Origin of the sequence: Microbacterium hominis NBRC 15708 (assembly GCF_001592125.1) — a bacterium.
In the GTDB taxonomy this organism is placed as follows: domain Bacteria; phylum Actinomycetota; class Actinomycetes; order Actinomycetales; family Microbacteriaceae; genus Microbacterium; species Microbacterium hominis.
The window spans coordinates 122,246-147,710 of record NZ_BCWI01000001.1 but is presented as its reverse complement, the minus strand read 5'-3'; the positions used below and the strand labels follow the sequence as shown (position 1 = coordinate 147,710).

Genomic DNA, 25,465 nt, shown 5'->3' with positions numbered 1-25,465 from the left:
CGGGCTCAGGAAGCCGAGACCGGCGAGGCGCCCGAGGTGGTGCCGGCGACGTCGAGGTCGCGCAGCTTGTCCTCGATGAAGCCGCGCAGCTGCGAGCGGTAGTCGCGCTCGAACTGGCGCAGCTCGCTGATGCGGCTCTCCAGCGTGACGCGCTCCGCCTCGAGGCGAGCCATCTCGTCGCGGCCCTTGGCCTCGGCCTCGGCCAGGATCGACGCGGCCTTGGACTGGGCCTCGGAGATGAGCTTGTCGCGCTGGGCCTGGCCCTCGGCGACGTGCTCGTCGTGCAGGCGCTGAGCGAGCTCGATGATGCCGGCGGATGCCGCGACGCCACCGGCGGCGGGAGCCTCCGCAGCGGGCACGGCCTCCACGACGGCGGGAGCCGGCTCCTCGACGACCGCAGCCTCGACGACCTCGGCGGGAGCGGCTTCACCGGACTCGTACGCGGCGAGCTTGGTCTTCAGCTCTTCGTTCTCGGCGATGGTCTTGCGCCACTCGACGACGATCTCGTCGAGGAAGTCATCCACCTCGTCGGGGTCGAAGCCCTCCTTGAACCGCACGTGCTGGAACTGCTTGGTGACGACGTCTTCCGGGGTCAAAGCCATGGTGTTTCCTCTTTCGGGGCTCACGACGCGGGCCGATTCGGTCGGCCCGCCATCGGCGAACCGTACTGATCAAGCATAGTCGGCGCTCGTGGGGCGTGCGACGGGGGCTACAGGCGCTCGATCACCCGGACGATCGTGAGCAGCACGAAGCAGCTGAGCATCGTCACCGGGAATCCGAGGTCGAGAGCGATGGGTCCGAGCCGCAACGGAGGGATCAGCCGACGGAAGAACCGCAGCGGCGGATCGGTCAGCGTGAAGACAGCCTCGGCGAGAACGAGCCCGAAGCCCCGCGGCCGCCACTGACGGTTGAACATCGGGATGTACTCGAGAACCAGCCTCGCCAACAGCACGAGGATGTAGATGAGGAGAAGGACGTCGACGACGAAGGCCGCCAGGCGCACGATCTCCACGACTATTGCGAGAAGGGTGCGGACTCGGGGTCGGCGTTCGCCACCGACCCGTCACCGGAGATCGCGACGTTCTCGGGCGACAGCAGGAAGACCTTGCTGGTCACGCGCTCGATACGCCCGTACAGGCCGAGGGAGAGTCCGCTCGCGAAGTCGATCAGTCGACGCGCGTCGGCGTCGCTCATCTGCGACAGGTTGATGATCACCGGGATGCCGTCGCGGAAGTTCTCCGCGATGATCTGCGCGTCGCGGTACTGCTTGGGGTGCACCGTGAGGATCTCGCTGACGGTGCCGGCGGTCGGCTGGCGGACGACGGCGGGACGGTGCAGGGGCGTCACGGGAGCCGCCTTCTCGATCGGGCGGTCGCTCGTGCGCTCACGGCGCGCAGGCGTCTCGGCGGCGGGCTCTTCGTAGACCTCTTCCTCGTCGGCGAGGCCCAGGTACACCATGGTCTTCTTGAGCGGGTTCGACATCGCATTCCTCCGTTTGCTCGTCTGGTCTGAGGCTAGCCGCGGTCCGGTCGCGGTCCCGTGATTGCCGTGCCGATCCGCAGGTGTGTCGCGCCGGCAGCGATCGCATCGGCGAAGTCGCCCGACATCCCGGCGGACATCCACGACGCGTCCGGGACGACGCGTCGTACGGTCTCGCCCGCCGCCGCGAGACGCGCGAACGCCGCGCCCGGCGCCTCGTCGAGAGGTGCGACGCCCATGACGCCGCGCACGCGCAGCGACGGACAGCGATCGGCGGTGTGTGCGGCGAGGGCCTCGACCTCCGACGGCGACACGCCTCCGCGGCCGGGGTCGGCGGTGAGGTTGACCTGGAGGAACACGTCGAGCGGCGCCCCCTCGGGATCGGCGGCGTGCAGCGCGTCGGCGACGCGGTCGCGGTCGACGGAGTGGACGCAGTCGGAGGCCACGCGCACCGCGCGGGCCTTCTTGGTCTGCAGCTGCCCGATGAAATGCCAGCGCAGCCCGTCCAGCGCGGAGCCCTCGAGCTCTGCGCGCTTCGCGGTGAGCTCCTGCTGGCGGTTCTCCCCCACGTCGCGCACGCCGAGCGCGGCGAGATCGGTCACGAGGCGCGCCGGGTGGAACTTCGTGACGACGATCCGCGTGATCTCGCCGGGGTCGCGCCCGACCGCCCTGGCCGCGTCCGCGAGGCGGGCGTCCAGGGCGGTCAGGCGTTCGGCGAGAGAGGTCACTTCAGGAAGTCGGGGATGTCCAGGTCGTCGTCGCCGTAGACCGAGTCGTACGACTCGGCGACCGGTGCCGACACCGTGACCGGCTGCTTCTCCTCGACGGCGGCGATCTCGCGCGCGGCATCCTCCGCGGGCACGGACGGCAGCACGGGCGCCGCGGCCGCCGGGCGCGCCGCCGTGATCGGCTCGATGCGCGTCTGCGGTTCGCCCCCGTCGAAACCGGCGGCGATGACCGTGACACGGACCTCGTCGCCGAGCGTGTCGTCGATGACCGTGCCGAAGATGATGTTCGCCTCGGGGTGGGCGGCTTCCTTGACCAGCTGGGCCGCGTCGTTGATCTCGAAGATGCCGAGGTTCGATCCACCCTGGATCGAGAGCAGCACACCGTGCGCACCCTCGATCGACGCCTCCAGCAGAGGCGATTCGACGGCCAGCTCGGCGGCCTTGATCGCCCGGTCGGCTCCGCGCGCGGAGCCGATGCCCATGAGAGCGGAGCCGGCGCCCTGCATGACGCTCTTCACGTCGGCGAAGTCGAGGTTGATCAGACCCGGCGTGGTGATGAGGTCGGTGATGCCCTGCACACCGGCGAGGAGCACCTGGTCGGCGGTGGCGAACGCCTCGATCATCGAGATGCCGCGGTCGCTGATCTCCAGCAGACGGTCGTTCGGCACGACGATGAGCGTGTCGACCTCTTCCTTGAGCTTCGCGACGCCGGCCTCGGCCTGGCTCTGGCGGCGCCGACCCTCGAAGCTGAACGGCTTGGTGACGACACCGATCGTCAGCGCGCCGATCGACTTGGCGATGCGGGCGACCACGGGGGCACCGCCGGTTCCCGTCCCACCGCCCTCGCCGGCCGTCACGAAGACCATGTCGGCTCCCGCGAGAGCCTCCTCGATCTCCTCGGCGTGATCCTCGGCGGCGCGGCGGCCGACCTCGGGGTCGGCCCCGGCGCCGAGCCCGCGCGTGAGCTCGCGGCCCACGTCGAGCTTGACGTCGGCGTCACTCATCAGCAGCGCCTGGGCGTCGGTGTTCACCGCGATGAACTCGACACCCCGCAGCCCGAGCTCGATCATCCGATTGACGGCGTTCACGCCGCCGCCGCCCACACCCACGACCTTGATCACCGCGAGGTAGTTCTGGTTCTGGCTCATGCCGGCCTCCATTGTGTCCCGAACCCTGACTGCTAAACCTTGAACCTCTAGTTGAGGTTTAAAGAATTGCTCAGTATGCAATTCCTTGATTGAAGGTATGCGGCAGCGAGGCCCGCGCCCGCCAGGCACGGGGCGTGTCGCGCAGAAACGCGTCGTGACCGCGTGTCAGCGCACGACGACGGCCGTGGCCGACGAGACGTCGTAGCTCGACACCTCGGACGGCGGCCGAGCGGCCATGATCGCCGCGAGGCTCTTGGCCTTCAGCACGGAATCGTCGGCGTTGCCCCAGACGACGGTCGTGCCGGTGCCGCCCAGGGTGAGCGTGACGTCGTTCGCCGAGGTCGCGCTCATCGCGGTGACCTGGTCGCGGATGTCGGTGGGCAGCGTACGGAAGACGGTCCCCACGGCGGTGAAGGCGGGCGAGGAGAGCCCTCCCTCCACCGAGAGCACGGGATGACCGGCGGCAGGTTGCGGGGTCGTGGAGAGCGCCACCCCGGCGGCGTCGACGAGGGTGTAGCCGGCCGACGACGGGATCGAGCCGATCGGCGTGCGCTCGACGATGCGGACGACGAGCTCGTGCGGCGGCCGGGCCTCGAGAGTGTAGGACTCGACGAGGGGGAAGGTCACGAGCGCCGCTTTGACGGCCGAGGAGTCGACGAGGGGAAGAGGCGTGCCGATCTGGCCGGCCAGCGCCTGCTCGACGGCTCCGGCGTCGAGGGTCGAGGCGCCCACGACGCTCACCTTCTCGACCGCGAAGAGCGGGCTGTACGCGGCGCCCAGCGTGCCGAGCACCAGCAGGAGGACGGCGGCGCCGACCCCGAGCCAGATCATCCGACGGCGGCGCTGACGTGCCGTGAAGCGCCGCACCTCCGCGCGCAGGGCGCGCCGCCGGGCGCGTGCCGCCGACCACACGTCGCGCACGCCGATCGCATCGGCATCCTCGGCGGCCTCGGGTGTCGACCCGGGCGTCGCCTCGGTCACCGTCGACATCGGCGCACGCTCGGACGATCCCACCCACAGCGGGGTCAGCGGGGCCGTCGCATCGGCGTCCTCCACGAGGTCGGCAGCGGCACCGGCATCCTCGCCCCGACGCGGCGGATCGACACGACGCACGGTCGACGCGTCGACCTCATCCGCGGTCGCCTTCGCGGCGGCCGGGTCCTGCTCCGGCGCCGGCAGCGGCGTCGGCCGACGCATCGGCTATGCCTCGGCCTTCGTCGCGGACAGCGCCCCGAGCACCTGAGGGATGATCTGGTACACGTTGCCGCAGCCGAGGGTGATGACGTAGTCGCCGGCGCGCGCCACCGTCGCGGTGTAGTCGGCCGCCGCCTGCCAGTCGGGGACGAAGTGCACCTTCGCGGGGTCGCGGAACGCGCCGCTGACGAGCTCGCCGGTCACGCCGGGCACGGGGTCCTCACGGGCACCGTACACATCGAGCATGACCGTGTGATCGGCGTACTGCTCGAGGACCTCGGCGAACTCGCGATACATCTCCTGCGTGCGCGAATACGTGTGCGGCTGCTGGATCGCGATGATGCGCCCCTCGCCGACGACGGTGCGCGCGGCCGCGAGCGCCGCGGCGACCTCGGTCGGATGGTGGGCGTAGTCGTCGTAGACGCTCACCCCGCGCTCCACGCCGTGCAGCTCGAACCTCCGGACGGTGCCGCCGAATCCCTCCACCGCGCGCAGCGCCGGCTCGAGGGCGTATCCGAGCGTGAGGAGCACGGCGACCGCGCCCGCCGCGTTGATGGCGTTGTGGGCGCCCGGCACCGCCAGCCGGCCCGGAACGCTGACGCCGTCGTGCGTGAGGGTGAACGAGACCGGGCCGTCGGTCACGATGTCGCTGACGCGCACGTGGGCCGCGGCATCCTCGCCGAACGTCACCACCGTGGGGTGATCGAGCGCGGCCGCCACGCGGCGGGCGCCGGCGTCGTCGGCGGAGATGACGACCGCCTCGCGGGCCGCGTCGCCGAAGCGCACGAAGCCGTCGTAGAACGCGTCGCGCGACTCCCAGTGGTCGAGGTGATCGGGGTCGACGTTGGTGATGAGGGCGACGGAGGTGTCGTAGAGGAGGAACGTGCCGTCCGACTCGTCGGCCTCGATGACGAACAGCTCGTCGGATCCCGTCGCACTGGACACGCCGAGGTCGGCGATCACTCCCCCGTTGACGAACGTCGGCGCCGTGCCGAGCGCACGCAGCGCGGTGACGATCATGCCCGTGGACGTCGTCTTCCCGTGCGCGCCCGCGACGCTCACGAGGCGGCGGCCGCCGATGAGCCAGTGCAGGGCCTGCGAGCGGTGGATGACGTGGAGGCCGCGCTCCTTCGCGAGCAGGAACTCCGGGTTCTCGGGCCAGATCGCCCCGGTGTGGATGACGGTGTCGGCGTCGTCGGGCAGGTGCGCCGCGTCGTGGCCGACGTGCACGTCGGCACCGCGCGCCGCGAGGGCGCGCAGGGCGGCGCCGTCGGCGCGGTCCGAGCCCGACACGCGGATGCCGCGGTCGAGGAACATGCCGGCGAGCCCGGACATGCCCGATCCGCCGATGCCGATGAAGTGCGCGGCGGAGATGTCCTCGGGAATGGGCAGGCTGAGATCGGGTCGAATCATGGCTCGACAAGTCTAGGTCGGCTCTCCCTGGGGGGATGCTGCGGCGCGCTGCGCGGCGGTCCGGGGTCTTGACTTCTTGATACATTGCATGATACAAAAGCGGGATGCAGATGGTCATCGACCCGGCATCCCCCGTCCCGCCCTTCGAGCAGCTGCGCCGCCGGCTCATCGACGCGATCGACACGGGCGAGCTCGCTCCCGGGGCCCGACTGCCCACGGTGCGACGGCTGGCGGAGGACCTCGGCCTGGCGCCCGGCACCGTGGCACGCGCCTACCGTGAGCTGGAGGCCGCCGATGTGATCGAGACCCGGGGGCGCAACGGCACGTTCGTCGCTCCGCAGGGCGATGCGGCGCTGAAGGAGGCGCAACGCGCGGCATCCGCGTTCGCCGCGCAGATCCGCGCGCTCCGCCTCGATCCCGAGCAGGCCCTCGCCCTCGCCCGCGCCGCCCTCCGCGACGCGCCGTCGACCTCCTGAGACGCGTTCGTCCGTCCCCGTCCTGCCGCATCGCCGACGCGATACCGGCACGAGGGGACGGATGAGCGGGGGTCAGCGCAGCGCGCCGTCGAGCATCGCCATGACGTTGGCCGTGCCCGCCCGCGCCGCCGCGGAGCGTGAGGCGGCCGCCGCGCGCATCGCGCCGAGCGCGGCCCCGTCGCCCAACAGGGGCACGATCTCGGTGCGCACCCGGTCGGCGGTGAACTCGGCATCCGGGATGATCCGTGCGGCGCCCGCCGCCACCGCGTCGGCGGCGTTGAGCGCCTGCTCGCCGTTGCCGACCGCGTAGGGCACGTACACGGCCGGAACACCGAGCGCCGACAGCTCGCTGACCGTCGCGGCACCGGCGCGCGACACGACGAGATCGGCCAGCGCGAGCGCCAGATCCATCCGGTCCAGGTACGGGACGACGCGATAGTCGGGATGCCGCGGGTCGACGATCTCGTCGCGCTCCCCCGCCGCGTGCAGCAGCTGCCAGCCCGCGTCGACGATCGAGGACCACGCCTGGGCGAAGGCCTGGTTGAGTCGGCGGGCGCCGAGCGAGCCGCCGAAGACGAGGAGCACGGGCCGCGCCGGGTCGAGCCCGAAGGCCGCGGCGGCCTCCGCCCGTGCGGCAGCGCGATCGAGTTCGACGATCTCGCGCCGCAACGGCATCCCCACCGTCTGCGCGCCGCGCAGCGGCGTCCCGGGGAAGACGGCGCCCACCGCGGCGGCGCGCCGGGCGCCGAGGATGTTGGCGAGGCCGGGGCGGGCGTTCGCCTCGTGGACCACGTACGGGATGCCCTCCCGCTGCGCCGCCACGTACGCCGGCGCCGACGCGTACCCGCCGAAGCCCGCGACGACATCGACCCGTCGCGTCCGCAGGTGCGCGCGCACCTGGCGGACGGCGCGCGTCCACGCGGCGGGGAAGCGCACGGCGGCGAGGTCGGGACGGCGCGGGAAGGGCACCTTGTCGACGAACAGCAGCTCGTAGCCGCGCTGGGGCACGAGGCGGGCCTCCAGCCCCTCCCTCGTGCCGAGGACGAGGACACGGGCCGCGGGGTCGCGCTCGCGCAGGCCGTCGGCGACGGCCAGGAGCGGGTTGACGTGGCCGGCGGTGCCCCCGCCGGCGAGCAGGTACGTCGTCGATTCCGGGGCGGTCGTCACCCGATCGAGCCTACCGTCGAGCCCCTGTCAGCGGCGGCCGGGGCGGCGCTCGGCGGGCAGCGCGACCGAGGGCACCGGCGCGACCGGGAGCGTCCGGGCGAACGAGAGCAGCACGCCGCATCCGATCAGGACGGACAGCAGCGACGTTCCGCCCTGCGACATGAACGGAAGCGGCACGCCGAGCACGGGCGCCAGCCGCAGCACCACCGCGATGTTCAGCAGCGCCTGGCCGACGATCCAGACCGTGATGCCGCCGGCGACGATGCGGATGAACGGATCGTGCGTCTTGCGGATGATGTGGAACGCGCCGACGGCGAAGAGGGTGAACAGGGCGAGCACGACGAGGCATCCGATGAGCCCCAGCTCTTCGCCGAGGATCGCGAAGATGTAGTCGTTGGACTGGGCCGGCAGCCACCCGTACTTCTCGCGGGAGTTGCCGAGTCCGAGCCCGAAGATCCCCCCGTTGGCGAGGCCCCATACGCCGTGCAACGGCTGGTAGCAGGTGGTGTCGTAGCAGGAGAGCGTGTCGACGTCGAGGAAGCTCATGATCCGCGCCATGCGGTTCGGGCTGGTCACGGCGAACACGCCGGCCGCCCCGACGACGAGGATCAGCGGGATCAGGAAGATCCGGAGCTTGACGCCGGAGAAGAACAGACACGCGAGGAGGATCACCATGAGGATCATCGCCGTGCCGAGGTCGTGGCCGGCCATGACCGTCCCGATCACGAGGGCGCCGACCGGCACCACCGGGATGAAGACGTGCCGCCACAGGCCCAGGAGCGTCTGCTTGCGATAGAGGACGTACCCCAGCCACAGCGCGAGGGTCACCTTGAGGAACTCGGACGGCTGCGCCTGGAAGCCCGCGATCTGGATCCAGTTCTGGTTTCCGTCGTTGGCCACGCCGAGTCCCGGAACGAACACGAGCAGCTGGAACAGGGTCGCGAGGATGAGCCCCGGCCAGGCGACCCGTTTCCAGAAGGTCACCGGCAGCCGGCTCGCGACGAACATCAGCGGGATGCCGATGACGGCGAACACCGCCTGCTTCATCACGACCTCGAACGGGCTCTGGCCGCCGGCCAAGGCGGTCGCCATCGTCGCGGAGAGGACCATCGTCAGGCCGAATCCGGTCAGCAGCAGCGCCGTCGAAGCGATCAGCAGGAACTCGCTGGGGACGGGCGCGAAGACCCTCCCCAACGAGACGCGCGCGGCGAACCCGGTGGAGGCCGCGTCGTCGGCGCCGTCAGCGGCTGGACGGGTCGGCGGGGTCGTCGTGGTCATCGGCTCCCCCTGCGTCTGTCGTGCCGGTCTCGGTCGGTGTCTGCGTCGCCGCGTCGGGTGGCGTCCAGGCCTGTACGGCGCGGGCGAACCGGTGTCCACGGTCGGCGTACGAGTCGAATTGGTCGAAGGATGCCGCGGCGGGGGCGAGGAGGACCACGTCTCCGTCACGGGCGATCTCCGCCGCCGCTGCGACGACGTCCGCCATGACGTCTTCAGTCTGTGCGTGGTCCACTTCGAAGACGGGAATGGTCGGCGCGTGTCGCGCGAACGCCTCGGTGATCGGCGACCGCTCGACCCCGATCACGATGACCGCCTTCACGCCCGGGCCGCGCGCCGCGATCAGCTCGCCGATGTCGACGCCCTTCAGGTCGCCGCCGACGATCCACACGGCGCCGGGGAACGCCGCGAGCGACGACGCGGCGGCGTGGGGGTTGGTCGCCTTCGAGTCGTCGATCCAGGTGATGCCGCCGACCGTCGCGACCACTTCGATGCGGTGCGCGTCCAGGCGGAAGGCGCGCAGAGCGGAGGCGATGTCCGCGGGGGCGACGTCGAGCGACCGCGCGAGCGCCGCCGCGGCCAGGATGTTGGCGACGACGTGCGGCGCCGCCAGCCCGTGCGCGGCGAGTTCGCCGACCGTGGTCAGCTCCAGCGCGCTCGTGCGACGGTCGTCGAGGAACGCGCGGTCGACCAGGATGCCGTCGACGATGCCCAGATCGCTCGGGCCGGGCACACCGAGGTCGAAACCGATGGCGCGGCATCCGTCGACGACGTCGGCCTCCTCCACCATGACGCGCGTCGCGACGTCGGACTTGTTGTAGACGCAGGCCACGCGCGTGTGCTGGTAGACGACCGCCTTCGCGTCGCGGTACGCGGCGAACGACCCGTGCCACTGCAGGTGGTCGTCGGCGAGGTTGAGGCACACGCTCGCGTGCGGGGAGACGGGCTGCGTGCCCTCCTGCAGCGAGAGGTACCAGAGCTGGTGGCTCGACAGCTCGACGACCAGCGCGTCGAACCCCCCGGGGTCGCGCACCGCATCGAGGATCGGGACGCCGATGTTGCCGCACGGGGCGGCGCGCAGCCCTCCCGCGACGAGCATCGATGCCGTGAGCTGCGTGGTCGTCGTCTTGCCGTTGGTCCCCGTGATGAGCAGCCACTCGGCGGGGGTGCCGTCGGGCCGCACGACCTTGTCGCGCACGCGCCAGGCCAGCTCGATGTCGCCCCACAGCGCGATGCCGTTCGCGCGGGTCCACGCGACGATCGGGTGATGGGGCGCGAAGCCGGGCGAGGCGATGACGACCTCGGGTGCGAACTCGACGAGGGCATCCGGCACGGAGCCCAGCGATCCGAGGTGCAGCCGTGCGCCGATGACGGGCAGCAGCCGTGCGTACTCCTCCGCGGCGGTCTCGCTCAGCACGAGCACGTCGGCGCCGAGCTCGGCGAGCGTGTCGGCGACGGAGAAACCGGTCACCGACAGGCCGAGCACGGCGACGCGCAGCCCACGCCAGTCCGCGTGCCAGCTGCGCAGCGCATCCAGGTCGCGCACCCCGCTCACAGCGCCGAGAGCCATTCGACGTAGAAGAGCGCGACGCCGGTGACGGCGAGCATGCCGGCGATAATCCACATCCGCACGACGATCGTGATCTCGGGCCAGCCGCGCATCTCGAGGTGGTGGTGGAACGGACTCATCAGGAAGAGGCGCTTGCCGCCCGTGGCCTTGAAGTACATGCGCTGCAGGATGACCGAGCCCGGGCCGATGATGAAGACGCCGGCGATGATGACCGACAGCAGCTCGGTGCGCGAGAGGATCGCCATCGCGGCGATCACGCCGCCGATCGCCATCGATCCCACGTCGCCCATGAAGATCTTCGCCTTCGGCGCGTTCCACCACAGAAAGCCCACGAGAGCGCCCACGAAGGATGCCGCGATGATCGTGAGATCCATCGGGTCGGGCGTCGGGTAGCAGCCGTTGACATACGCCGTGACGAGCGCCCCGCTCGCGCACCGCTGCTGGAACTGCCAGAACGTGACGAGGCTGAGGGCCGATACCGTGAAGATGCCCGATCCGGTCGCGAGGCCGTCCAGGCCGTCGGTCAGGTTGGTCGAGTTCGACCAGGCCACCGAGATGAAGGTGATCCACACGAGGTAGGCGATCCATCCGACGACGGCGCCGAGCGCGAGGAAGGACAGCATCGGGATGTCGCGGAAGAAGGAGATGTAGGGCGACGCGGGCGTCTCCCCGCGGGCGTCGGCGAAGTTCAGCGCCATGATGCCGAACGGCACCGCGACCAGCACCTGGCCGACGATCTTGCGCCACCCGGACAGACCGAGGCTGCGCTGCTGACGGACCTTCATGAAATCGTCGATGAAGCCGACCACGCCAAAGCCGACCATCATCCAGATGACCAGCAGACCGGAGATCGACGGCGGCGCTCCGCCGGTCAGCGTGCCGACGAAGTAGCCCACGATCGAGCCGACGATGAACACGATCCCGCCCATCGTGGGCGTGCCGCGCTTGGTCTGATGGCTCGGGTTGTTCACGTTCTCCGGCGTGCGGATGACCTGACCCCAGCCGAGCTTCTCGAACAGCCGGATGAACAGCGGTGTGAGAAAGAGCGTGAACGCCAGGGAGATCGTCGCAGCCGCCAGCAGGGATCTCACGAGAACGATTCTCCCAGACGATCGCCGAGGTGCCGGAGCCCGGCGGAGTTCGACGACTTCACCAGCACGCGATCGCCGTCGCGCAGCTCGTGGAGGAGGTAGTCGAACGCCTCGTCGGCGGTCTCGAAGAAGACGGCCTCCCCGTCCCACGACCCCTCGCCGACGGCGGCGAGGAAGAGGCGGCGCGCGTCGCGCCCCACCACGACGATGCGCTCGATGCGCAGCCGCACGGCGAGCAGACCGACGCGGTCGTGCTCCTCGCCCGCGAACTCGCCGAGCTCGCTCATGGCGCCGAGGACGGCGACCTTCCGCTCGCCCGGGCCCGCGATCTGCGCGAGCGTGCGCAGCGCGGCCGCCATCGAGTCGGGGCTCGCGTTGTAGGCGTCGTTGATGATGCGCACGCGGTCGGAGCCGAGCGGCTGCATCCGCCAGCGCTCCGCGATCTCGAGCGTCTCCAACCGAGCGATGGCGGACGGCAGCGGCACGCCGAGCTCGCGGGCGGCCGTCAGCGCGGCCAGCGCGTTCATGACGTGGTGCTCGCCGAGAACGCGGAGCCGGAGCGGGAAGCGCTCGTCCTCGGCCACGATCGTGCACGTCGTGCCGGCGGCCGTGACCTCGACGTCCTCGGCCCGGATCTCCGCGGCGGCGCCGCGACCGAACCAGCGGACCTCGACGTCGCGCGACGCGGCGACGGCCGCCATCGTGACGACGCGAGCGTCGTCCGCGTTGAGCACCGCGACGCCGCCGGGGCGGACCGCCTCGACCAGCTCGGTCTTCGCCTTCAGCGTCTCCTCGACGCCGCCGAAGCCGCCCGCGTGGGCCAGCCCCACCATCAGCACGACGCCCACGTCCGGGGAGACCAGACCGGCCAGACGCGCGATCTCGCCGGGTCCGGAGGCGCCGAACTCGCTGACGAGGAAGCGGGTCTGCGCGCGGACGCGCAGCATCGTCAGCGGCGCGCCGACCTCGTTGTTGAACGAGCCGCGCGGCGCGACGGTGTCGCCCTCGTCCTGCAGGATGCGCGCCAGCATGTTCTTGGTGGTGGTCTTGCCGTTCGAGCCGGTGATGCCGACGATCCGCAGCTCCCCGCCCGCGCGGACGGAGGCCACGACCACCCTCGCGAGGTCGGAGAGGGCCGCGACGGCATCCGGGACGACGATCTGGCTGACGGGCGCGTCGACGCGTCGCTCCACGATCGCCAGCACCGCGCCGGCCTCGACCGCGGCCTCGACGAAGTGGTGGCCGTCGGTGACCTCGCCGGGTTTCGCGACGAAGATGTCACCCGCCCCGATCATGCGGGAGTCGGTGTCGACGTCGCCGTCGACGAACGTCTCGGGAGTGTCGTGGTGTGCCGGGTGCAGAGTTCCCGTCACGGCGGCGGCCACCTCGGCCAGCGTCATCCGGATCATAGGGTTGGTTCCTCACGCGCGGTGGCGCGTCGCGGTCTCGTCATTGTGTCACGGGCAGCAGAGGGGTGTCCGAGCCCGAGGGCATGACGCGGTAGTGCGTGAGCACCTGCGTCATGGCCTTCTTGAAGACGGAGCGGTTGGCCGAGGACATGGTGTTGGTCTTCGGCTCGTTGAACAGGGTCAAGACAACGTACTGCGGATCGTCCGCCGGGGCGTAACCGGCCAGGGACGTCATATAGAGGTTGTCCTTGTACCCGCCGTTGCCGTCGGGCACCTGCGCGGTACCGGTCTTGACCGCGAGCCGGTAGCCGGGGATGCGGATGTCGTCGGCGAGCGTCCCCTGTGCGTAGACGTTCTCGAGCATCTGCGAGACCTCGGCGGCGGTCTCCGGCTTGATGACCTGGACGGGGTCGGGCAGATCCGGTGTCACGACCGTGCCGTCGGGCTTGGTGCACGACTCCACGAGCTGGGCCGGCATCCGCACGCCGCCGTTCGCGATCGTCTGGAAGAGGCTCGTGACCTGGGTCGGGGTGACCGTGAAGGCCTGACCGAACGTCGTCGTGTAGTAGGTCTGGTTGTCCCACGTCGACGGGTCGCGGATCTCGCCGCTCGGCTCCGCCGACCAGTCGAGCGCGGTGCCGCCGCCGACGCCGAACTTCTTCAGGTAGTCGTAGCGGACCTCGGGGCTCACGAGCGAGCCGAACTGCGACATCGCCACGTTGGACGACTCCACCAGCCCGCCCGTCAGCGTGAGGTTCTGCGTCGGGTGGCTCTCCGAGTCGTTGATCACGGCACCGTTGGGGAACCGGATCCGATCGGGCGTCTCGACGGTGGATGTCGGGCTCAGGCCGGCCTGCTCGATCGCGGTCGCCGCTGTGACGGGCTTGAACGTCGATCCGGGCTCGTACGACACGCGCAGCAGGCGCGACCCGCGGTTGTCGGGATCGGAGGCGCCGGGGTCGTTGGGGTCAACGGTGTTGGTCTCCGCGAGCGCGCGGATCTTGCCGGTCTTGGCCTCCATGACGATGATGCCGCCCCAGTCGGCCTGGTAGCGCGCCGTCTCCTCGGAGATCAGCTGCTGCATGAACCACTGCAGGTCGCTGTCGATCGTCAGCTTCAGCGTGCCGCCGTTGACCGCGGGGTCCTCGACCTCGGTGCCGGGGATGATGACCCCGTCGGCCCCGCGCTGATACGTGAGGGTGCCGTTGGTGGCCTGCAGACACGAGTCCTGCAACGACTCGAGCCCTTCCAGGGGGGTGCCGTCCGAGCCGACGAACCCGATGAGGTTTCCGGCGACGGCGCCGTCGGGGTAGGTGCGGGCGGGGTGGAGCGGGAAGGTCAGGAACGGCAGCTTCAGCTCGGCGAGCGCCCGGTACTCCTCGGTGGAGACGTACCGCTTCACGTAGGCGAACCGGGAGCCCGCGTCGGCGGCGAGGGCGTCCGCGACGATCTTCTCCACGTCGGCGGCGGACTGGCCTGTGATCGCCGCGATCTTGGGCGCCACCTCGCTCCAGGGGGTCATGACGTTCTTGCCGTCGTCGTCCTTGATCGTCCTGCCGTCGGCGTCGACCGTGGCGACGCCCTGCGCGGCGAGGAGCGGATCGATCTGCACGTCGTACAGCGTCGTGCTGCTGGCGAGGACGACGCCGTTGTCGTCGACGATCTCGCCGCGCGCGCCGTAGAGGGTGCTCTTGGCTCCGGTCGCGTAGGCCTGCGAGTCGTCGATGTGCTCGCGCGCGTTGACGACCTGGATGTCGACGAGGCGCACGACGAAGGCGCAGAGCACCGCCAGGACGACGGCGAGGGCGACGACGGTGCGCCGACGAGGACTGCGGGTGGCTCGTGTCGTCATGAGATCAGTGTGTGGCGGGGGTCGGCAGACCGTCGGCGATGGCAGGGGGTGTCGGTGTATCGACGATCGCCTTGTCGACGACCGAGGTCGTGCCGCCGCCGAGGCTGGCGGCCGGATCGCCGACAAGCGGCTGACCGCTGACGAGGGCATTGCCCACGGCCGCTTTGCTGAGGGCGTTGACGGCGCTGGCGCCGGTGAGACCGGCCGCCGTGCCGATGATCGCGTTGTCGCTCAGACGCAGATAGGTCGGCGCCTGGCCGGTGACCATGCCGAGGGCTTCCGCATTGGCGGCGAGGTACTGCGGCGAACTGAGGCCCGCGATGCTGTCCTGCAGCATCTGCTTCTGCCAGTCGAGGTCACGCTGCTGGTCGCTCAGCGTCGACAGCTCGTACGACGACTGGGTCGTCAGGATCGACAAGCCCATCTGGGCGCCTCCGATCAGCAGGGCGCCGGTCACCGCGATGATGCCGTAGACCAGACGCGGGCGGCGGCGCGGCTGCGGCTGCTCCAGCGCCTGCAGCCGACGCGCAGGTTCGCGACGCGGCGCGGACGGCAGGGCGGGCAGCCCCGCGAAGGGGTCGAGTGTGCTCTCTGCGGACATGCTCATGCCGCCTCCCGGATGCGTTCGGCCGCGCGAAGCCGCACGGGGGTGGCACGCGGGTTGCGCGCCTTTTCGTCGTCGGAGGCGAGCTCCGCTCCCTTCACGACCAGACGGAAGCGCGGAGCGTGCTCGGGCAGCTCGACGGGAAGTCCGGCGGGCGCAGTGGATGCCGCGGCATCCGCGAACACGCGCTTGACGAGCCGGTCCTCGAGCGACTGATAGCTCATGACCACGATGCGACCCCCGACGCGGAGGAGGTCGAGACCGGCCGGCAGGGCGCGCTCGAGCACCGACAGCTCGGCGTTCACCTCGATGCGAAGCGCCTGGAAGACCCGCTTGGCGGGATGCCCGCGCCCCTCGCGCTGCACCGCCACCGGCGTCGCGGCGACGAGCACGTCGACGAGCTGTCCGGAGCGTTCGATGGGAGCGACGCCGCGCGCCGCGATGATCGCGCGCGCGTAGCGGCCCGCGAGCTTCTCCTCGCCGTAACGCTCGAAGATGCGCCGGAGATCGCCCTCGCCGTAGGTCGCGACGATGTCGGCGGCGGTCGTCCCGGAGGTCTGGTCCATCCGCATGTCGAGGGGGGCGTCCTGGGAGTACGCGAACCCGCGGTCGGCCTCGTCGAGCTGCAGCGAGGAGACGCCGAGGTCGAAGAGGATGCCGTCGACGCGGTCGACGCCCGCTCCGCGCACCGCCGCGGCGATCCCGTCGTACACCGTGTGCACGAGCGTCACACGGTCGCCGAAGCGCGCGAGCCGCTCCCCCGCGATGCGCAGGGCGTCGGTGTCGCGGTCGAGGCCGATCAGTCGGACGTCGGGGAAGCGCTCCAGCAGGGCCTCGGAGTGACCGCCCATGCCCTCGGTCGCATCGACCAGCACGGCATCGGGCCGCTGCAGCGCCGGGGCGAGCAGCTCGACGCAGCGCTCGAGCAGGACGGGGGTGTGGATCTCGGAGTAGCTCATGATTCTTCGGGTCGGTGGTCCGGAGTCGTGATCCCCATCCGCCTGACCTGACACCGGGGAAGTGCGTCAGGGCGTGCGGCTGGGAGTCACGGCCACGGCTCAGAAGAGGCCCGGGATCACCTCCTGCTCCATGTCCGAGTAGCTGTCCTCGTTGCTGTCGGCGTAGGCGTTCCACGCCTCCGCGTCCCAGATCTCCGCGTGGGCACCCACACCGGTGACGATCAGTTCGCGGCCGAGGTTGGCGTAGGCGCGCAGGTGCGGCGGGATGGTGATGCGGCTCTGGCTGTCGGGCTTCTCGTCGCTCGCGCCCGAGAGGAACATGCGCTGGAAGTCACGCGACTGCTTGTTCGTCAGCGGTGCCTCGCGGATCTTCTCGTAGACCCGCTCGAACTCCTTCGTGCTGAACACGTAGAGGCAGCGCTCCTGACCGCGGGTGACCACGACACCGTCACCCAGGTCGGTGCGGAACTTGGCCGGCAGGATGACGCGGCCCTTCTCGTCCAGCTTGGGGGTGTAGGTGCCCAACAGCATCGACCACTCCCCCTTCCTCCGGCCCGATCCAGGTGCGCACCACTTTACTCCACTTTCCTCCACCTGACTATGGTTTCGTGGGCGCAGCGCTCCCCCGGCGCTCCCCGGCGTCTTCTGACGGCGGGCCGCGTCGCGCAGCGGGCCGCGAAAACAAGAAAGCACCGGCCCGATGGGCCGGTGCTTTCTTCTCGTCGCCGAAGCGACGTCAGCTAGGGGTCAGGCGCCGTCTTGGCGGCGGTCCCAACGATCGTTCATGCGATCCATGAAGGAGGACGAGGATGCTGCGCCGGACGTCTTGCGCTGACCCTTGGGCTCTCCCGCCGGGCGCACCGCGGCGATGCCCTTGGCCGGGGTCGCCGCGAGGACCACGCCGGCGACCATCACGAGGAAGGCGACGACGCCGATGGCGATGATCCCGGACGAGACGCCGGCGATCAGCCCCCCGAGACCGACGAGCACCAGGACGGTGCCGTAGACGATGTTGCGATAGCTGAGGGAACGGCCGTCTCGAGACGCGCTGACCACATCTGCGTCCTTGTTCATGAGATGGCGCTCCATCTCATCGAGCAGACGCTGCTCCTGCTCTGACAGCGGCATGCTGCCCCCTCCTCGCCGTTTCGGACCGGCATCGTGTGCGGTCGATTGTACGCGTGCAGTCGAGAACTAGGCTAGGCCCGTGGACGCTTCCCTCGACCCGATAGAGCCGGTTTCTCAGCGACTGGGAAGGTTCGTCGAGGCGCAGCGGTCGTCATGGGCCGATGCGGGCCGTGAGACGCAGCTGTTCCTGGACGCCGCGGCCCGCACTCTGGAGGGCGGCAAGCGGCTGCGCGCGCGCTTCTGCGTGACGGGATGGCAGGCCGTCGCCGAGGCGAGGGGTCCCGTCGCCGCCGCCCCCGACAGCGTCCTCGACGCCGCCGCCGCCCTGGAGATCTTCCATGCGGCCGCGCTCGTCCACGACGACATCATCGACAACTCCGACACGCGCCGCGGCCAGCCGGCGGCGCATCGCGGACTGGAAGCCGCCCATGCCCGCGCGGGCTGGGCGGGCGACGCCGCGGCCTTCGGCCGCTCGGCCGCCGTCCTGCTCGGAGACCTCCTCGTGGCATGGAGCGACGACCTGCTCGAGCAGGGGCTGCGGGCGGCCGAACACGCGGCATCCGCTCGCGAGGTCTACGCCCTGATGCGTCGCGAGGTCACCGTCGGGCAGTTCCTCGACATCGCGGAGGAGGCCGCCTTCACGACCGCACCCGATGCGGAGCACGCCGAGCGGGCGCTGCGGGTCGCCTCGCTCAAGTCGGCCCGCTACAGCATCCAGCATCCGCTTCTGCTCGGGGCTGCGCTCGCCGGCGGCGACACGGCGCAGACGGCGGCGCTCGCGGCCTTCGGTCACCCGCTCGGTCTCGCCTTCCAACTGCGCGACGATGTGCTGGGCGTGTTCGGCGACAGCGCCGTCACGGGCAAGCCGTCGGGCGACGACCTGCGCGAGGGCAAGCGCACGCTGCTGATCGCCTACGCCCGCGAACGGCTCGACCGCCCGACGAAGCGACTCGTCGACGAGCTCATCGGCGATCCGGGGCTCGACGTCGCGCAGATCGCATCGTTGCAGCAGACGATCATCGACACCGGCGCCCTCGACCGCGTCGAGACGGCGATCTCCCACTACGCGGCGGAGGCCGACCGTGCACTGCGCGGCGCCCCCCTGTCGACGCCGGCGGTCGGAGCGCTCCGCGATCTCGCCCAGGCGGCGATCGCCCGTTCCTCGTGACGCGCGTCGCCCGGCGCACCGGGCGGCGACGGCGGCGTCAGGCGAGCGTCTGAGCGACCCGACGCACCTCGCTCTTGCGCCCCTGACGAAGCGCGGAGATGGGAGCCTGTCCGATCGACTCCTCCTCGGCGAGCAGCCAGTCGATCACCTCGTCGTCGCTGAACCCCGCATCCTGCAACACGATGATCGTGCCGCGGAGGGCGGAGAGGGGTCGGCCCTCGGCGATGAAGATCTCCGGCACCGCGAACGCACCGCCGCGGCGAGAGCCGACGAGGTGCTTCTCGTCGAGGAGGCGGCGGACACGACCGAGCGGTTCGCCGAGGACCTCGACGAGTTCGGGGAGGGTGAGCCAGCCGGTGGACGCGGGGACGATGTCGTCGGTCACCCCTCCACTATCGCATCCCCCGCGCCCGACGTCGGCCCCCTGTGCGAATCACACTGGTCACAAACGTCACAGCAGCCACTCCTTATAGCACCAGTTGACACGACTTGCCTTCCGTGACACGGTGACGTGGGTGAGAACACACGTGCACACCGCTTCCGCCGGCTTCCTCGGCACGCTCGGCACGCTCGCGCTCGCACTGAGCACGACGCCCGCGGCCGCGGCCGAGAACCGCGCCGCCGCCGAGCGCCATCCCGTCGTCGACCTCCGCGCACGCACCGCCGCGCCGTCACCCGACACCTACACCGTGCAGGACGGCGACACCCTCTGGGACATCGCCCGCACGCACGGCGTCGATCTCGGGAGCCTGCGCGCGGCGAACGGGCTGCAGGACTCCTCGCTGATCCACGCGGGACTCGTGCTGGTGCTGCCCTCCGAGGGCGCCGCGTCCGCCACCGCGGCCCCCGCGGCCCCCGCCGCACCCGCCGCGGCGTACGAGGTCGGCGCCGGCGACACCCTCTGGGCGATCGCCGAGGCGCACGGACTCACGCTCGACGCCCTCCTCGGCGCCAACGGCCTCACGCGCGACGCCATCATCTACCCGGGCCAGGTGCTCTCGCTGCCGGCGGCGGCGCTGGTCGCGACGCTCGCCGCCGTCGAGGCGCCCGCACCGGCCACGTCGGCGGTCACCGGCCTCGATGCCGAGCAGACCGAAAACGCCCGCATCATCATCGAGGTGGGCCGATCGCTCGGCGTGCCCGACCGCGGCATCGCGATCGCGCTGGCCACCGCGATGGTCGAGTCCTGGATCCGCAATCTCGACTGGGGCGACCGCGACTCGCTCGGCCTGTTCCAGCAGCGTCCGAGCACGGGCTGGGGCACTCCCGACGAGGTGCGCGACCCGCACCGTTCCGCCGAGGCGTTCTTCACCGGGGTCTCCGGCCCCGACGGCATGCTGACGCGCGGACTCCTCGACGTCCCGGGATGGGAGTCGATGGACTTCGGCGCGGCCGCCCAGGCCGTGCAGGTGTCGGCGTACCCCGAGCGCTACGGCCCGTGGGAGCAGGACGCCTACGCCTGGCTGGCCGCACTCGGCTGACCCCGGCGGCGTGCGCCGCACCCCCGTGGTCGCTGCGCACATGCCGTGAGGGGTGAGGCGCTCCCGGGACACGGCGCTTCGGCTCCCTAGAATCACAGAGTGAGCACGAGTCAGCAGACCGACCCGCTGATCGGCCGTCTCGTCGACGGCCGATACCGCGTGCGTGCTCGCATCGCCCGCGGAGGGATGGCCACGGTCTACGTGGCGACGGACCTGCGACTGGAGCGCCGCGTCGCCCTGAAGGTGATGCACAGCCACCTCTCCGACGACACGGTCTTCCAGAGCCGCTTCATCCAGGAGGCACGCGCCGCGGCCCGCCTCGCCGACCCGCACGTGGTCAACGTGTTCGACCAGGGCCAGGACGGCGAGATGGCCTATCTCGTCATGGAGTACCTGCCCGGCATCACGATGCGCGAGCTGCTGCGCGAGCAGAAGCGACTCAGCATCCCGCAGACGATCACGATCATGGATGCCGTGCTGTCGGGCCTGGCCGCCGCGCACCGCGCGGGCATCGTCCACCGCGACGTCAAACCCGAGAACGTGCTCCTCGCCGAGGACGGCCGCATCAAGATCGGCGACTTCGGGCTCGCCCGCGCCACCAGCGCGAACACCGCGACGGGGCAGATGCTGCTCGGGACGATCGCGTACCTCGCGCCGGAGCTCGTCACGCGCGGCACCGCCGACGCCCGCAGCGACATCTACGCCCTCGGCATCATGCTCTACGAGATGCTCGTCGGCGAGCAGCCCTACAAGGGCGAGCAGCCGATGCAGATCGCCTACCAGCACGCCACCGACTCGGTGCCGCGTCCGAGCGCACGCAACCCCGGCATCCCGGAGCAGTTCGACGAGCTGGTGATGTGGGCGACGGAGCGCAACCCCGACGAGCGCCCGGTCGATGCGCGCGCGATGCTCGACCGCCTGCGCGAGATCGAGAAGGAGCTCGGCGTGTTCCCGCACGTCGTGCGGGCGCCGAGCCCGGGCATCGTCGCGGTCGACGACGGCGTGGACTCCGGTGAGCTGACGAAGGTCATGCCCGGCACGTTCACGGCCCCGACCGTGACGGAGCAGGTCGACAACGCCACCCGGCTGCGCGTGCGGTCGCGGCGGCGCGCACGGGCGGGCGGCTGGCTGGTGGTGCTCGTGCTGCTGCTCGCGGCGGTCGCGGGCGGTGCCGGCTGGTGGTTCGGATCCGGGCCGGGCTCGCTCGTCGGCGTTCCCGACGTGTCGGGGTCCTCGCTCGACGAGGCGACCTCGCAACTGGCCGAGCTCGGACTCAGCGCGGTGCCCGCGCAGGACTTCAGCCGCGACGTGCCGATCGACGCCGTCATCCGCACCGACCCCGGCGCCGGGACGCGCGTCGACAAGAACAGCGCGGTGACCGTCGTGGTCTCGCTGGGCCCGGCATCCCACGAGATCCCCGCCCTGGCCGGGCAGAGCCTCGACGCGGCGACGTCGTCGCTGTCGGAGATCTACATCTCCCCGTCCGGCGACCCGGCGCAGGTGTTCACGGATGCCGCGCGCGACACCGTGGTCAGCGCCTCGATCACCCCGCCCGGCGGCGGCGATGCCGTGGACTGCTCGCAGGGATGCACGGCGCTGGAGGGATCGACGGCATCGTTCGAGATCTCGCTCGGCCCGGTGCCCGACGTCGCCGGCCAGAGCGTCGACAAGGCCACCGCCGCGCTCGAAGCCGTTCAGCTCGGCGTGACCACGACGCAGGCCTACGACGACGACGTCGCCGAAGGTCGTGTCATCCGCATCGCGGACCGCGACGGCGGCGGGCTCTTCCGCCCCGGCGACACCGTGACCCTCGTCGTCTCGAAGGGACCGCAGCCGATCGAGGTGCCCGACGTGACGGGTCAGACGGTGGCCCAGGCGATGGAGCAGCTCCGTGCAGCCGGATTCGAGCCGGGCACGGCCCTGCCCGAGATCGTCTGGGGCATCTTCACGGTGTCCAGCACCAGCCCCGCCGGCGGCACCATGCAGTTGCCCGGCACCAAGATCACCGTCCGCTCGACGGGCTGACGCACGCGCGGCGGCGCGCCGGGGCGCTCACCCCGCGTCTGGGCACGGCAGCCGTGCCCAGACGCGATCGGTCAGCGCTTCTCGAGCTCCTCGGCGACGAGGAAGGCGAGCTCGAGGCTCTGCATGTGGTTCAGACGCGGGTCGCACAGGCTCTCGTAACGCGTCGCGAGGGTGGCCTCGTCGATGTGCTCCGATCCACCGAGGCATTCCGTGACGTCGTCGCCGGTGAGCTCGACGTGGATGCCGCCCGGGAACGTGCCGACCGCGCGGTGCGCCTCGAAGAACCCGCGCACCTCGTCGACGACGTCGTCGAAGCGACGCGTCTTGTAGCCGGTGGGCGTGGTGATGCCGTTGCCGTGCATCGGGTCGGTGACCCACAGCGGGGTGGCACCGGAATCGCGGACGGCTTCGAGCAGCGGCGGCAGCGCGTCGCGGATCTTTCCGGCGCCCATGCGCGTGATGAAGGTCAGCCGGCCCGGCTCGCGCTCGGGATCGAGCTTGTCGATCAGCTCGAGCGCCGTCTCCCGCGAGGTCGACGGGCCGAGCTTCACGCCGATGGGGTTGCGGATCTTGGAGAAGTAGTCGACGTGGGCGCCGTCGAGCTCCCGCGTGCGCTCCCCGATCCACAGGAAGTGGGCCGAGGTGTTGTACGGCGTGCCCGTGCGGGAGTCGATGCGCGTCATGGGGCGCTCGTAGTCCATCAGCAGGCCCTCGTGACCCGTGTAGAACTCGACGCGGCGCAGCTCGTCGAAGTCGGCGCCCGCCGCCTCCATGAACTTGATGGCGCGGTCGATCTCCGTGGCGAGGCGCTCGTACTGCTGGTTGGCGGGGTTCTGGGCGAACCCCTTGTTCCAGCTGTGGACCTCGCGGAGGTCGGCGAAGCCGCCCTGTGTGAAGGCGCGGATGAGGTTGATGGTGGACGCCGCCGTGTGGTACCCCTTCAGCAGTCGCTGGGGGTCGGCGGTGCGCGAGGCCTCGGTGAAGTCGAAGCCGTTGACGATGTCGCCGCGGTACGCGGGCAGGGTGACGTCGCCGCGGGTCTCGGTGTCGCTGGAGCGCGGCTTGGCGAACTGGCCGGCCATCCGCCCCATCTTCACGACGGGCATCGACGCACCGTAGGTCAGCACGACGGCCATCTGCAGCACGGTCTTGATGCGATTGCGGATCTGCTCCGCCGTCGCGCCGGCGAACGTCTCGGCGCAGTCCCCACCCTGGAGCAGGAATGCACGCCCGGAGGCGGCGCGGGCCAGGCGATCGCGCAGGTTGTCGACCTCGCCGGCGAAGACGAGAGGAGGCAGCGTCGCGAGCTCGGCGGAGACGGCCGCGACGGCGTCGAGGTCGGTCCAGGAGGGCTGCTGTTTGATCGGGAGCGTGCGCCAGTGATCGAGATCGGCGTGCAGGGTGGGCATCCGCTCAGTCTAGCGGCGCGCCAGGATGCCGCGGCCCCGCGCGCCGCCACCCTTTCGCGAGCCGCCATCCTTCGGCCGAGCCGCCATCGCGCGGCCCGCCCGAAGGATGGCGGCTCGGCCGCGGCATGGCGGCTCGCGCAGATCAGGCGCGGGCCGCGCGCTCCTTCACCGTCGACGCGTACACGTCGTCGTACTGCTGTTCGCCGAGCCGTTGGAGGGCCACCATGATCTCGTCGGTCACCGACCTCAGCACGTAGCGATCGGACTCCATGCCGTGGAACCGCGAGAAGTCCAGCGGCTCGCCGATCACCATGCCGACGCGACCGACGCGCGGAATGGATCGACCGATGGGCATGACGGCATCCGTGTCGACCATGACGACGGGGATGACGGGCACACGGGCCTCCAGCGCCATGCGCGCGAGACCGGTGCGACCCCGGTAGAGCTTGCCGTCGGGGCTGCGCGTGCCCTCGGGGTAGATCCCGAGCAGGTCGCCGCGGCCGAGCACCTGCAGGCCCGTGTTCAGCGAGGCCTCCGACGCCTTGCCGCCCGTGCGATCCACCGGGATCTGGCCCGTGGCCTTCATGAACATCCGGGTGGCCCAGCCCTTCAGCCCGGTCCCGGTGAAGTAGTCGCTCTTCGCGAGGAAGCTCATGGGCCGGTCGATCATGAGCGGCAGGAAGATCGAGTCGCTCACCGACAGGTGGTTGCTCGCGAGGATCGCCGCGCCGGAGGACGGCACGTGGGAGCGGCCCACGATCCACGGGCGGAAGATCGCCTTCACGATCGGTCCGATCACGATGTACTTCATGACCCAGTAGAACATCAGGCTCCTCCCCCGCTCATCGGTGTGGGCGTCTCATCGGCTCCGCAGGCCCGCGAGGTCGGCGACGCCCACGAGCCCGGCGTCGTTGCCGAGCGTGGCCACGGTGAAGCGGGCGGTCGGCCGATCGCCGAAGCCGGGAAGCGACGTCTCGTAGGCGATCCGCGTCGGCTCCAGCAGCACCTCGCCCAGATCCGCCACCCCACCGCCGATGACATAGAGGTCGGGGTCGAGCACCGCCTGGAAGGCGCCGCAGGCCTCGCCGAGCGCCGTGGCGACACGGCGCACGGCCTCGACCGCCCCGGCATCCTCTTCGCTGAGCAGGAGCGCGAGATCGGCCGCGGGGACGATCCCGTCCGCGCCGCGATGCGCGGCCAGCCGGGCGCCGATTCCGCCGCCGTCGGCGATGTCGCCCAGCTCCCGCTGGAGCGCACGGCCCGACGCGTACTGCTCGAGGCAGCCGTTCTGTCCGCACCCGCAGGGGCGCCCGCCGCGCACGAAGCGCAGGTGGCCGAGCTCCGCGGCGCTGCCGTTCGCGCCGATGAGCAGTCGCCCGTCGTTGATCACGGCACCGCCGACGCCCGTGCCGAGGGTGACCATGACCATGTCGGTCGATCCCCGGCCCGCTCCGAAGCGGTACTCGCCCCAGCCGGCGGCGTTCGCGTCGTTCTCCAGGGTGACCGGACGGCCGATCCGCGCCTCGAACTCGGCGCGCAGCGGTTCGTTGTGCCAGTCGATGTTCGGCGAGTGCAGCATGACCGACCGCGTGCGGTCGATGTAGCCCGCGGCGGCGACGCCCACCGCGCCGACGTCGTGCCGCGACGCGAGGTCGTGGACCATCGCCGCGACCGCCTCGGCAAGGGCGCCGGTGTCGACGGGCGTCGCGACGCGCGTGCGCTCGATGATCGCACCGGTGTCGTCGACGACACCTCCGGCGATCTTCGTCCCGCCGATGTCGATGCCGACGTTGAGCACGGCGCTCCCTTCCGGCCGGCCCGGGCGGCACGGCATCCGAGAGTCTAGTGTGGACAGGACAGACCTACGGTCCGGGCAGACCGTGCTTTTG

25 protein-coding genes are annotated in these 25,465 nt (G+C 71.0%); 4 read left to right on the top strand and 21 right to left on the bottom strand.

The annotated features are described in order from the left end of the window. Positions 1-5 precede the first annotated feature (5 nt). The 7 genes from MHO01S_RS00730 to murC form a co-directional block, all read right to left on the bottom strand. Positions 6-602, bottom strand: a complete 597-nt coding sequence (locus MHO01S_RS00730; protein ID WP_060958744.1) for a DivIVA domain-containing protein — start codon at positions 600-602, stop codon at positions 6-8. A gap of 107 nt (positions 603-709) precedes the next feature. Continuing rightward, positions 710-1,012: a YggT family protein gene (locus MHO01S_RS00725; RefSeq protein ID WP_060958745.1), complete on the bottom strand. Its 303-nt coding sequence runs from the start codon at positions 1,010-1,012 to the stop codon at positions 710-712. Positions 1,013-1,014: 2 nt separating this feature from the next. Next, complete coding sequence (locus tag MHO01S_RS00720; protein WP_060958746.1) at positions 1,015-1,482, bottom strand: cell division protein SepF; 468 nt, start codon at positions 1,480-1,482, stop codon at positions 1,015-1,017. Between the two features lie 32 nt (positions 1,483-1,514). Continuing rightward, positions 1,515-2,207 carry a YggS family pyridoxal phosphate-dependent enzyme gene (locus MHO01S_RS00715; RefSeq protein ID WP_061781710.1) on the bottom strand — a complete coding sequence of 231 codons (693 nt, stop codon included), beginning with the start codon at positions 2,205-2,207 and terminating at the stop codon, positions 1,515-1,517. Continuing rightward, a complete protein-coding gene (ftsZ, locus tag MHO01S_RS00710) occupies positions 2,204-3,355 on the bottom strand; it encodes a cell division protein FtsZ (RefSeq protein ID WP_060958862.1) in 1,152 nt (383 codons plus the stop codon). Before ftsZ ends, MHO01S_RS00715 begins: the two co-directional genes overlap by 4 nt. Positions 3,356-3,520: 165 nt before the next feature. Next, entirely contained in the window at positions 3,521-4,552 is a 1,032-nt protein-coding gene (locus MHO01S_RS00705; RefSeq protein ID WP_061781709.1) for an FtsQ-type POTRA domain-containing protein, read from the bottom strand. A 3-nt stretch (positions 4,553-4,555) separates the two neighbouring features. Beyond that, positions 4,556-5,962, bottom strand: coding sequence for a UDP-N-acetylmuramate--L-alanine ligase (gene murC, locus MHO01S_RS00700; RefSeq protein WP_060958749.1), 1,407 nt, complete (start codon positions 5,960-5,962; stop codon positions 4,556-4,558). A 104-nt stretch (positions 5,963-6,066) separates the two neighbouring features. Between murC and MHO01S_RS00695 the strand changes: the two genes are divergently transcribed. Beyond that, entirely contained in the window at positions 6,067-6,438 is a 372-nt protein-coding gene (locus MHO01S_RS00695; protein ID WP_060958750.1) for a GntR family transcriptional regulator, read from the top strand. Positions 6,439-6,510: 72 nt separating this feature from the next. On the opposite strand, the gene MHO01S_RS00690 is transcribed toward MHO01S_RS00695, so the two are convergent. The 10 genes from MHO01S_RS00690 to MHO01S_RS00645 form a co-directional block, all read right to left on the bottom strand. Next, the gene (locus tag MHO01S_RS00690; RefSeq protein ID WP_061781708.1) at positions 6,511-7,605 is read right to left on the bottom strand and encodes a UDP-N-acetylglucosamine--N-acetylmuramyl-(pentapeptide) pyrophosphoryl-undecaprenol N-acetylglucosamine transferase; all 1,095 of its coding nucleotides are present in this window, start codon (positions 7,603-7,605) and stop codon (positions 6,511-6,513) included. Between the two features lie 27 nt (positions 7,606-7,632). Beyond that, positions 7,633-8,883: a putative lipid II flippase FtsW gene (gene ftsW, locus MHO01S_RS00685; protein ID WP_060958752.1), complete on the bottom strand. Its 1,251-nt coding sequence runs from the start codon at positions 8,881-8,883 to the stop codon at positions 7,633-7,635. After that, positions 8,846-10,450, bottom strand: a complete 1,605-nt coding sequence (murD, locus tag MHO01S_RS00680; RefSeq protein WP_060958753.1) for a UDP-N-acetylmuramoyl-L-alanine--D-glutamate ligase — start codon at positions 10,448-10,450, stop codon at positions 8,846-8,848. The genes ftsW and murD overlap by 38 nt, the downstream gene beginning before the upstream one ends. After that, the gene (gene mraY / locus MHO01S_RS00675; protein WP_060958754.1) at positions 10,432-11,541 is read right to left on the bottom strand and encodes a phospho-N-acetylmuramoyl-pentapeptide-transferase; all 1,110 of its coding nucleotides are present in this window, start codon (positions 11,539-11,541) and stop codon (positions 10,432-10,434) included. Before mraY ends, murD begins: the two co-directional genes overlap by 19 nt. Continuing rightward, on the bottom strand, positions 11,538-12,950 hold the full coding sequence (locus MHO01S_RS00670) for a UDP-N-acetylmuramoyl-tripeptide--D-alanyl-D-alanine ligase (protein WP_060958755.1): 1,413 nt from the start codon (positions 12,948-12,950) through the stop codon (positions 11,538-11,540). Before MHO01S_RS00670 ends, mraY begins: the two co-directional genes overlap by 4 nt. Before the next feature lie 40 nt (positions 12,951-12,990). Further along, entirely contained in the window at positions 12,991-14,802 is a 1,812-nt protein-coding gene (locus MHO01S_RS00665; protein WP_060958756.1) for a peptidoglycan D,D-transpeptidase FtsI family protein, read from the bottom strand. A gap of 4 nt (positions 14,803-14,806) precedes the next feature. Next, positions 14,807-15,409: a cell division protein FtsL gene (gene ftsL / locus MHO01S_RS00660; RefSeq protein ID WP_060958757.1), complete on the bottom strand. Its 603-nt coding sequence runs from the start codon at positions 15,407-15,409 to the stop codon at positions 14,807-14,809. Next, entirely contained in the window at positions 15,406-16,365 is a 960-nt protein-coding gene (gene rsmH, locus MHO01S_RS00655) for a 16S rRNA (cytosine(1402)-N(4))-methyltransferase RsmH (protein ID WP_060958758.1), read from the bottom strand. The genes ftsL and rsmH overlap by 4 nt, the downstream gene beginning before the upstream one ends. A 99-nt stretch (positions 16,366-16,464) precedes the next feature. Next, positions 16,465-16,896 (bottom strand): division/cell wall cluster transcriptional repressor MraZ, encoded by a 432-nt coding sequence (mraZ, locus tag MHO01S_RS00650; protein ID WP_060958759.1) that lies wholly within the window; start codon positions 16,894-16,896, stop codon positions 16,465-16,467. A gap of 216 nt (positions 16,897-17,112) precedes the next feature. Then, entirely contained in the window at positions 17,113-17,493 is a 381-nt protein-coding gene (locus MHO01S_RS00645) for an SCO2097 family morphological protein (RefSeq protein WP_060958760.1), read from the bottom strand. Positions 17,494-17,572: 79 nt separating this feature from the next. Here MHO01S_RS00645 and MHO01S_RS00640 point away from each other — a divergent pair, with 79 nt between their 5' ends. Beyond that, entirely contained in the window at positions 17,573-18,661 is a 1,089-nt protein-coding gene (locus tag MHO01S_RS00640; protein WP_060958761.1) for a polyprenyl synthetase family protein, read from the top strand. A 37-nt stretch (positions 18,662-18,698) separates the two neighbouring features. On the opposite strand, the gene MHO01S_RS00635 is transcribed toward MHO01S_RS00640, so the two are convergent. Beyond that, on the bottom strand, positions 18,699-19,046 hold the full coding sequence (locus tag MHO01S_RS00635) for an Rv2175c family DNA-binding protein (RefSeq protein WP_060958762.1): 348 nt from the start codon (positions 19,044-19,046) through the stop codon (positions 18,699-18,701). A 142-nt stretch (positions 19,047-19,188) separates the two neighbouring features. Here MHO01S_RS00635 and MHO01S_RS00630 point away from each other — a divergent pair, with 142 nt between their 5' ends. Together MHO01S_RS00630 and pknB are read left to right on the top strand one after the other, a co-directional pair. After that, a complete protein-coding gene (locus MHO01S_RS00630) occupies positions 19,189-20,142 on the top strand; it encodes a LysM peptidoglycan-binding domain-containing protein (RefSeq protein WP_255266053.1) in 954 nt (317 codons plus the stop codon). A gap of 99 nt (positions 20,143-20,241) precedes the next feature. Then, entirely contained in the window at positions 20,242-22,167 is a 1,926-nt protein-coding gene (gene pknB / locus MHO01S_RS00625; RefSeq protein WP_061781706.1) for a Stk1 family PASTA domain-containing Ser/Thr kinase, read from the top strand. 71 nt (positions 22,168-22,238) lie between these two features. Here the strand turns inward: pknB and MHO01S_RS00620 are convergent, their stop codons facing one another. The 3 genes from MHO01S_RS00620 to MHO01S_RS00610 all read right to left on the bottom strand — a co-directional run bounded on the left by MHO01S_RS00620 (position 22,239) and on the right by MHO01S_RS00610 (position 25,374). Further along, positions 22,239-23,576: a class II 3-deoxy-7-phosphoheptulonate synthase gene (locus tag MHO01S_RS00620; RefSeq protein ID WP_061781705.1), complete on the bottom strand. Its 1,338-nt coding sequence runs from the start codon at positions 23,574-23,576 to the stop codon at positions 22,239-22,241. Between the two features lie 142 nt (positions 23,577-23,718). Beyond that, on the bottom strand, positions 23,719-24,402 hold the full coding sequence (locus tag MHO01S_RS00615; RefSeq protein WP_060958766.1) for a lysophospholipid acyltransferase family protein: 684 nt from the start codon (positions 24,400-24,402) through the stop codon (positions 23,719-23,721). A 33-nt stretch (positions 24,403-24,435) separates the two neighbouring features. Beyond that, entirely contained in the window at positions 24,436-25,374 is a 939-nt protein-coding gene (locus MHO01S_RS00610) for an ROK family protein (RefSeq protein WP_060958767.1), read from the bottom strand. Positions 25,375-25,465: the final 91 nt, after the last annotated feature.

What these genes read in the sequence shown, in the direction of transcription:
- MHO01S_RS00730 (WP_060958744.1), bottom strand. Translation starts at nt 602, where the DNA reads ATGGCTTTGACCCCGGAAGACGTCGTCACCAAGCAGTTCCAGCACGTG.
- MHO01S_RS00720 (WP_060958746.1), bottom strand. Translation starts at nt 1,482, where the DNA reads ATGTCGAACCCGCTCAAGAAGACCATGGTGTACCTGGGCCTCGCCGAC.
- ftsZ (WP_060958862.1), bottom strand. Translation starts at nt 3,355, where the DNA reads ATGAGCCAGAACCAGAACTACCTCGCGGTGATCAAGGTCGTGGGTGTG.
- MHO01S_RS00705 (WP_061781709.1), bottom strand. Translation starts at nt 4,552, where the DNA reads ATGCGTCGGCCGACGCCGCTGCCGGCGCCGGAGCAGGACCCGGCCGCC.
- murC (WP_060958749.1), bottom strand. Translation starts at nt 5,962, where the DNA reads ATGATTCGACCCGATCTCAGCCTGCCCATTCCCGAGGACATCTCCGCC.
- MHO01S_RS00695 (WP_060958750.1), top strand. Translation starts at nt 6,067, where the DNA reads ATGCAGATGGTCATCGACCCGGCATCCCCCGTCCCGCCCTTCGAGCAG.
- ftsW (WP_060958752.1), bottom strand. Translation starts at nt 8,883, where the DNA reads ATGACCACGACGACCCCGCCGACCCGTCCAGCCGCTGACGGCGCCGAC.
- murD (WP_060958753.1), bottom strand. Translation starts at nt 10,450, where the DNA reads ATGGCTCTCGGCGCTGTGAGCGGGGTGCGCGACCTGGATGCGCTGCGC.
- MHO01S_RS00670 (WP_060958755.1), bottom strand. Translation starts at nt 12,950, where the DNA reads ATGATCCGGATGACGCTGGCCGAGGTGGCCGCCGCCGTGACGGGAACT.
- MHO01S_RS00665 (WP_060958756.1), bottom strand. Translation starts at nt 14,802, where the DNA reads ATGACGACACGAGCCACCCGCAGTCCTCGTCGGCGCACCGTCGTCGCC.
- ftsL (WP_060958757.1), bottom strand. Translation starts at nt 15,409, where the DNA reads ATGAGCATGTCCGCAGAGAGCACACTCGACCCCTTCGCGGGGCTGCCC.
- rsmH (WP_060958758.1), bottom strand. Translation starts at nt 16,365, where the DNA reads ATGAGCTACTCCGAGATCCACACCCCCGTCCTGCTCGAGCGCTGCGTC.
- mraZ (WP_060958759.1), bottom strand. Translation starts at nt 16,896, where the DNA reads ATGCTGTTGGGCACCTACACCCCCAAGCTGGACGAGAAGGGCCGCGTC.
- MHO01S_RS00645 (WP_060958760.1), bottom strand. Translation starts at nt 17,493, where the DNA reads ATGCCGCTGTCAGAGCAGGAGCAGCGTCTGCTCGATGAGATGGAGCGC.
- MHO01S_RS00620 (WP_061781705.1), bottom strand. Translation starts at nt 23,576, where the DNA reads ATGCCCACCCTGCACGCCGATCTCGATCACTGGCGCACGCTCCCGATC.
- MHO01S_RS00615 (WP_060958766.1), bottom strand. Translation starts at nt 24,402, where the DNA reads ATGTTCTACTGGGTCATGAAGTACATCGTGATCGGACCGATCGTGAAG.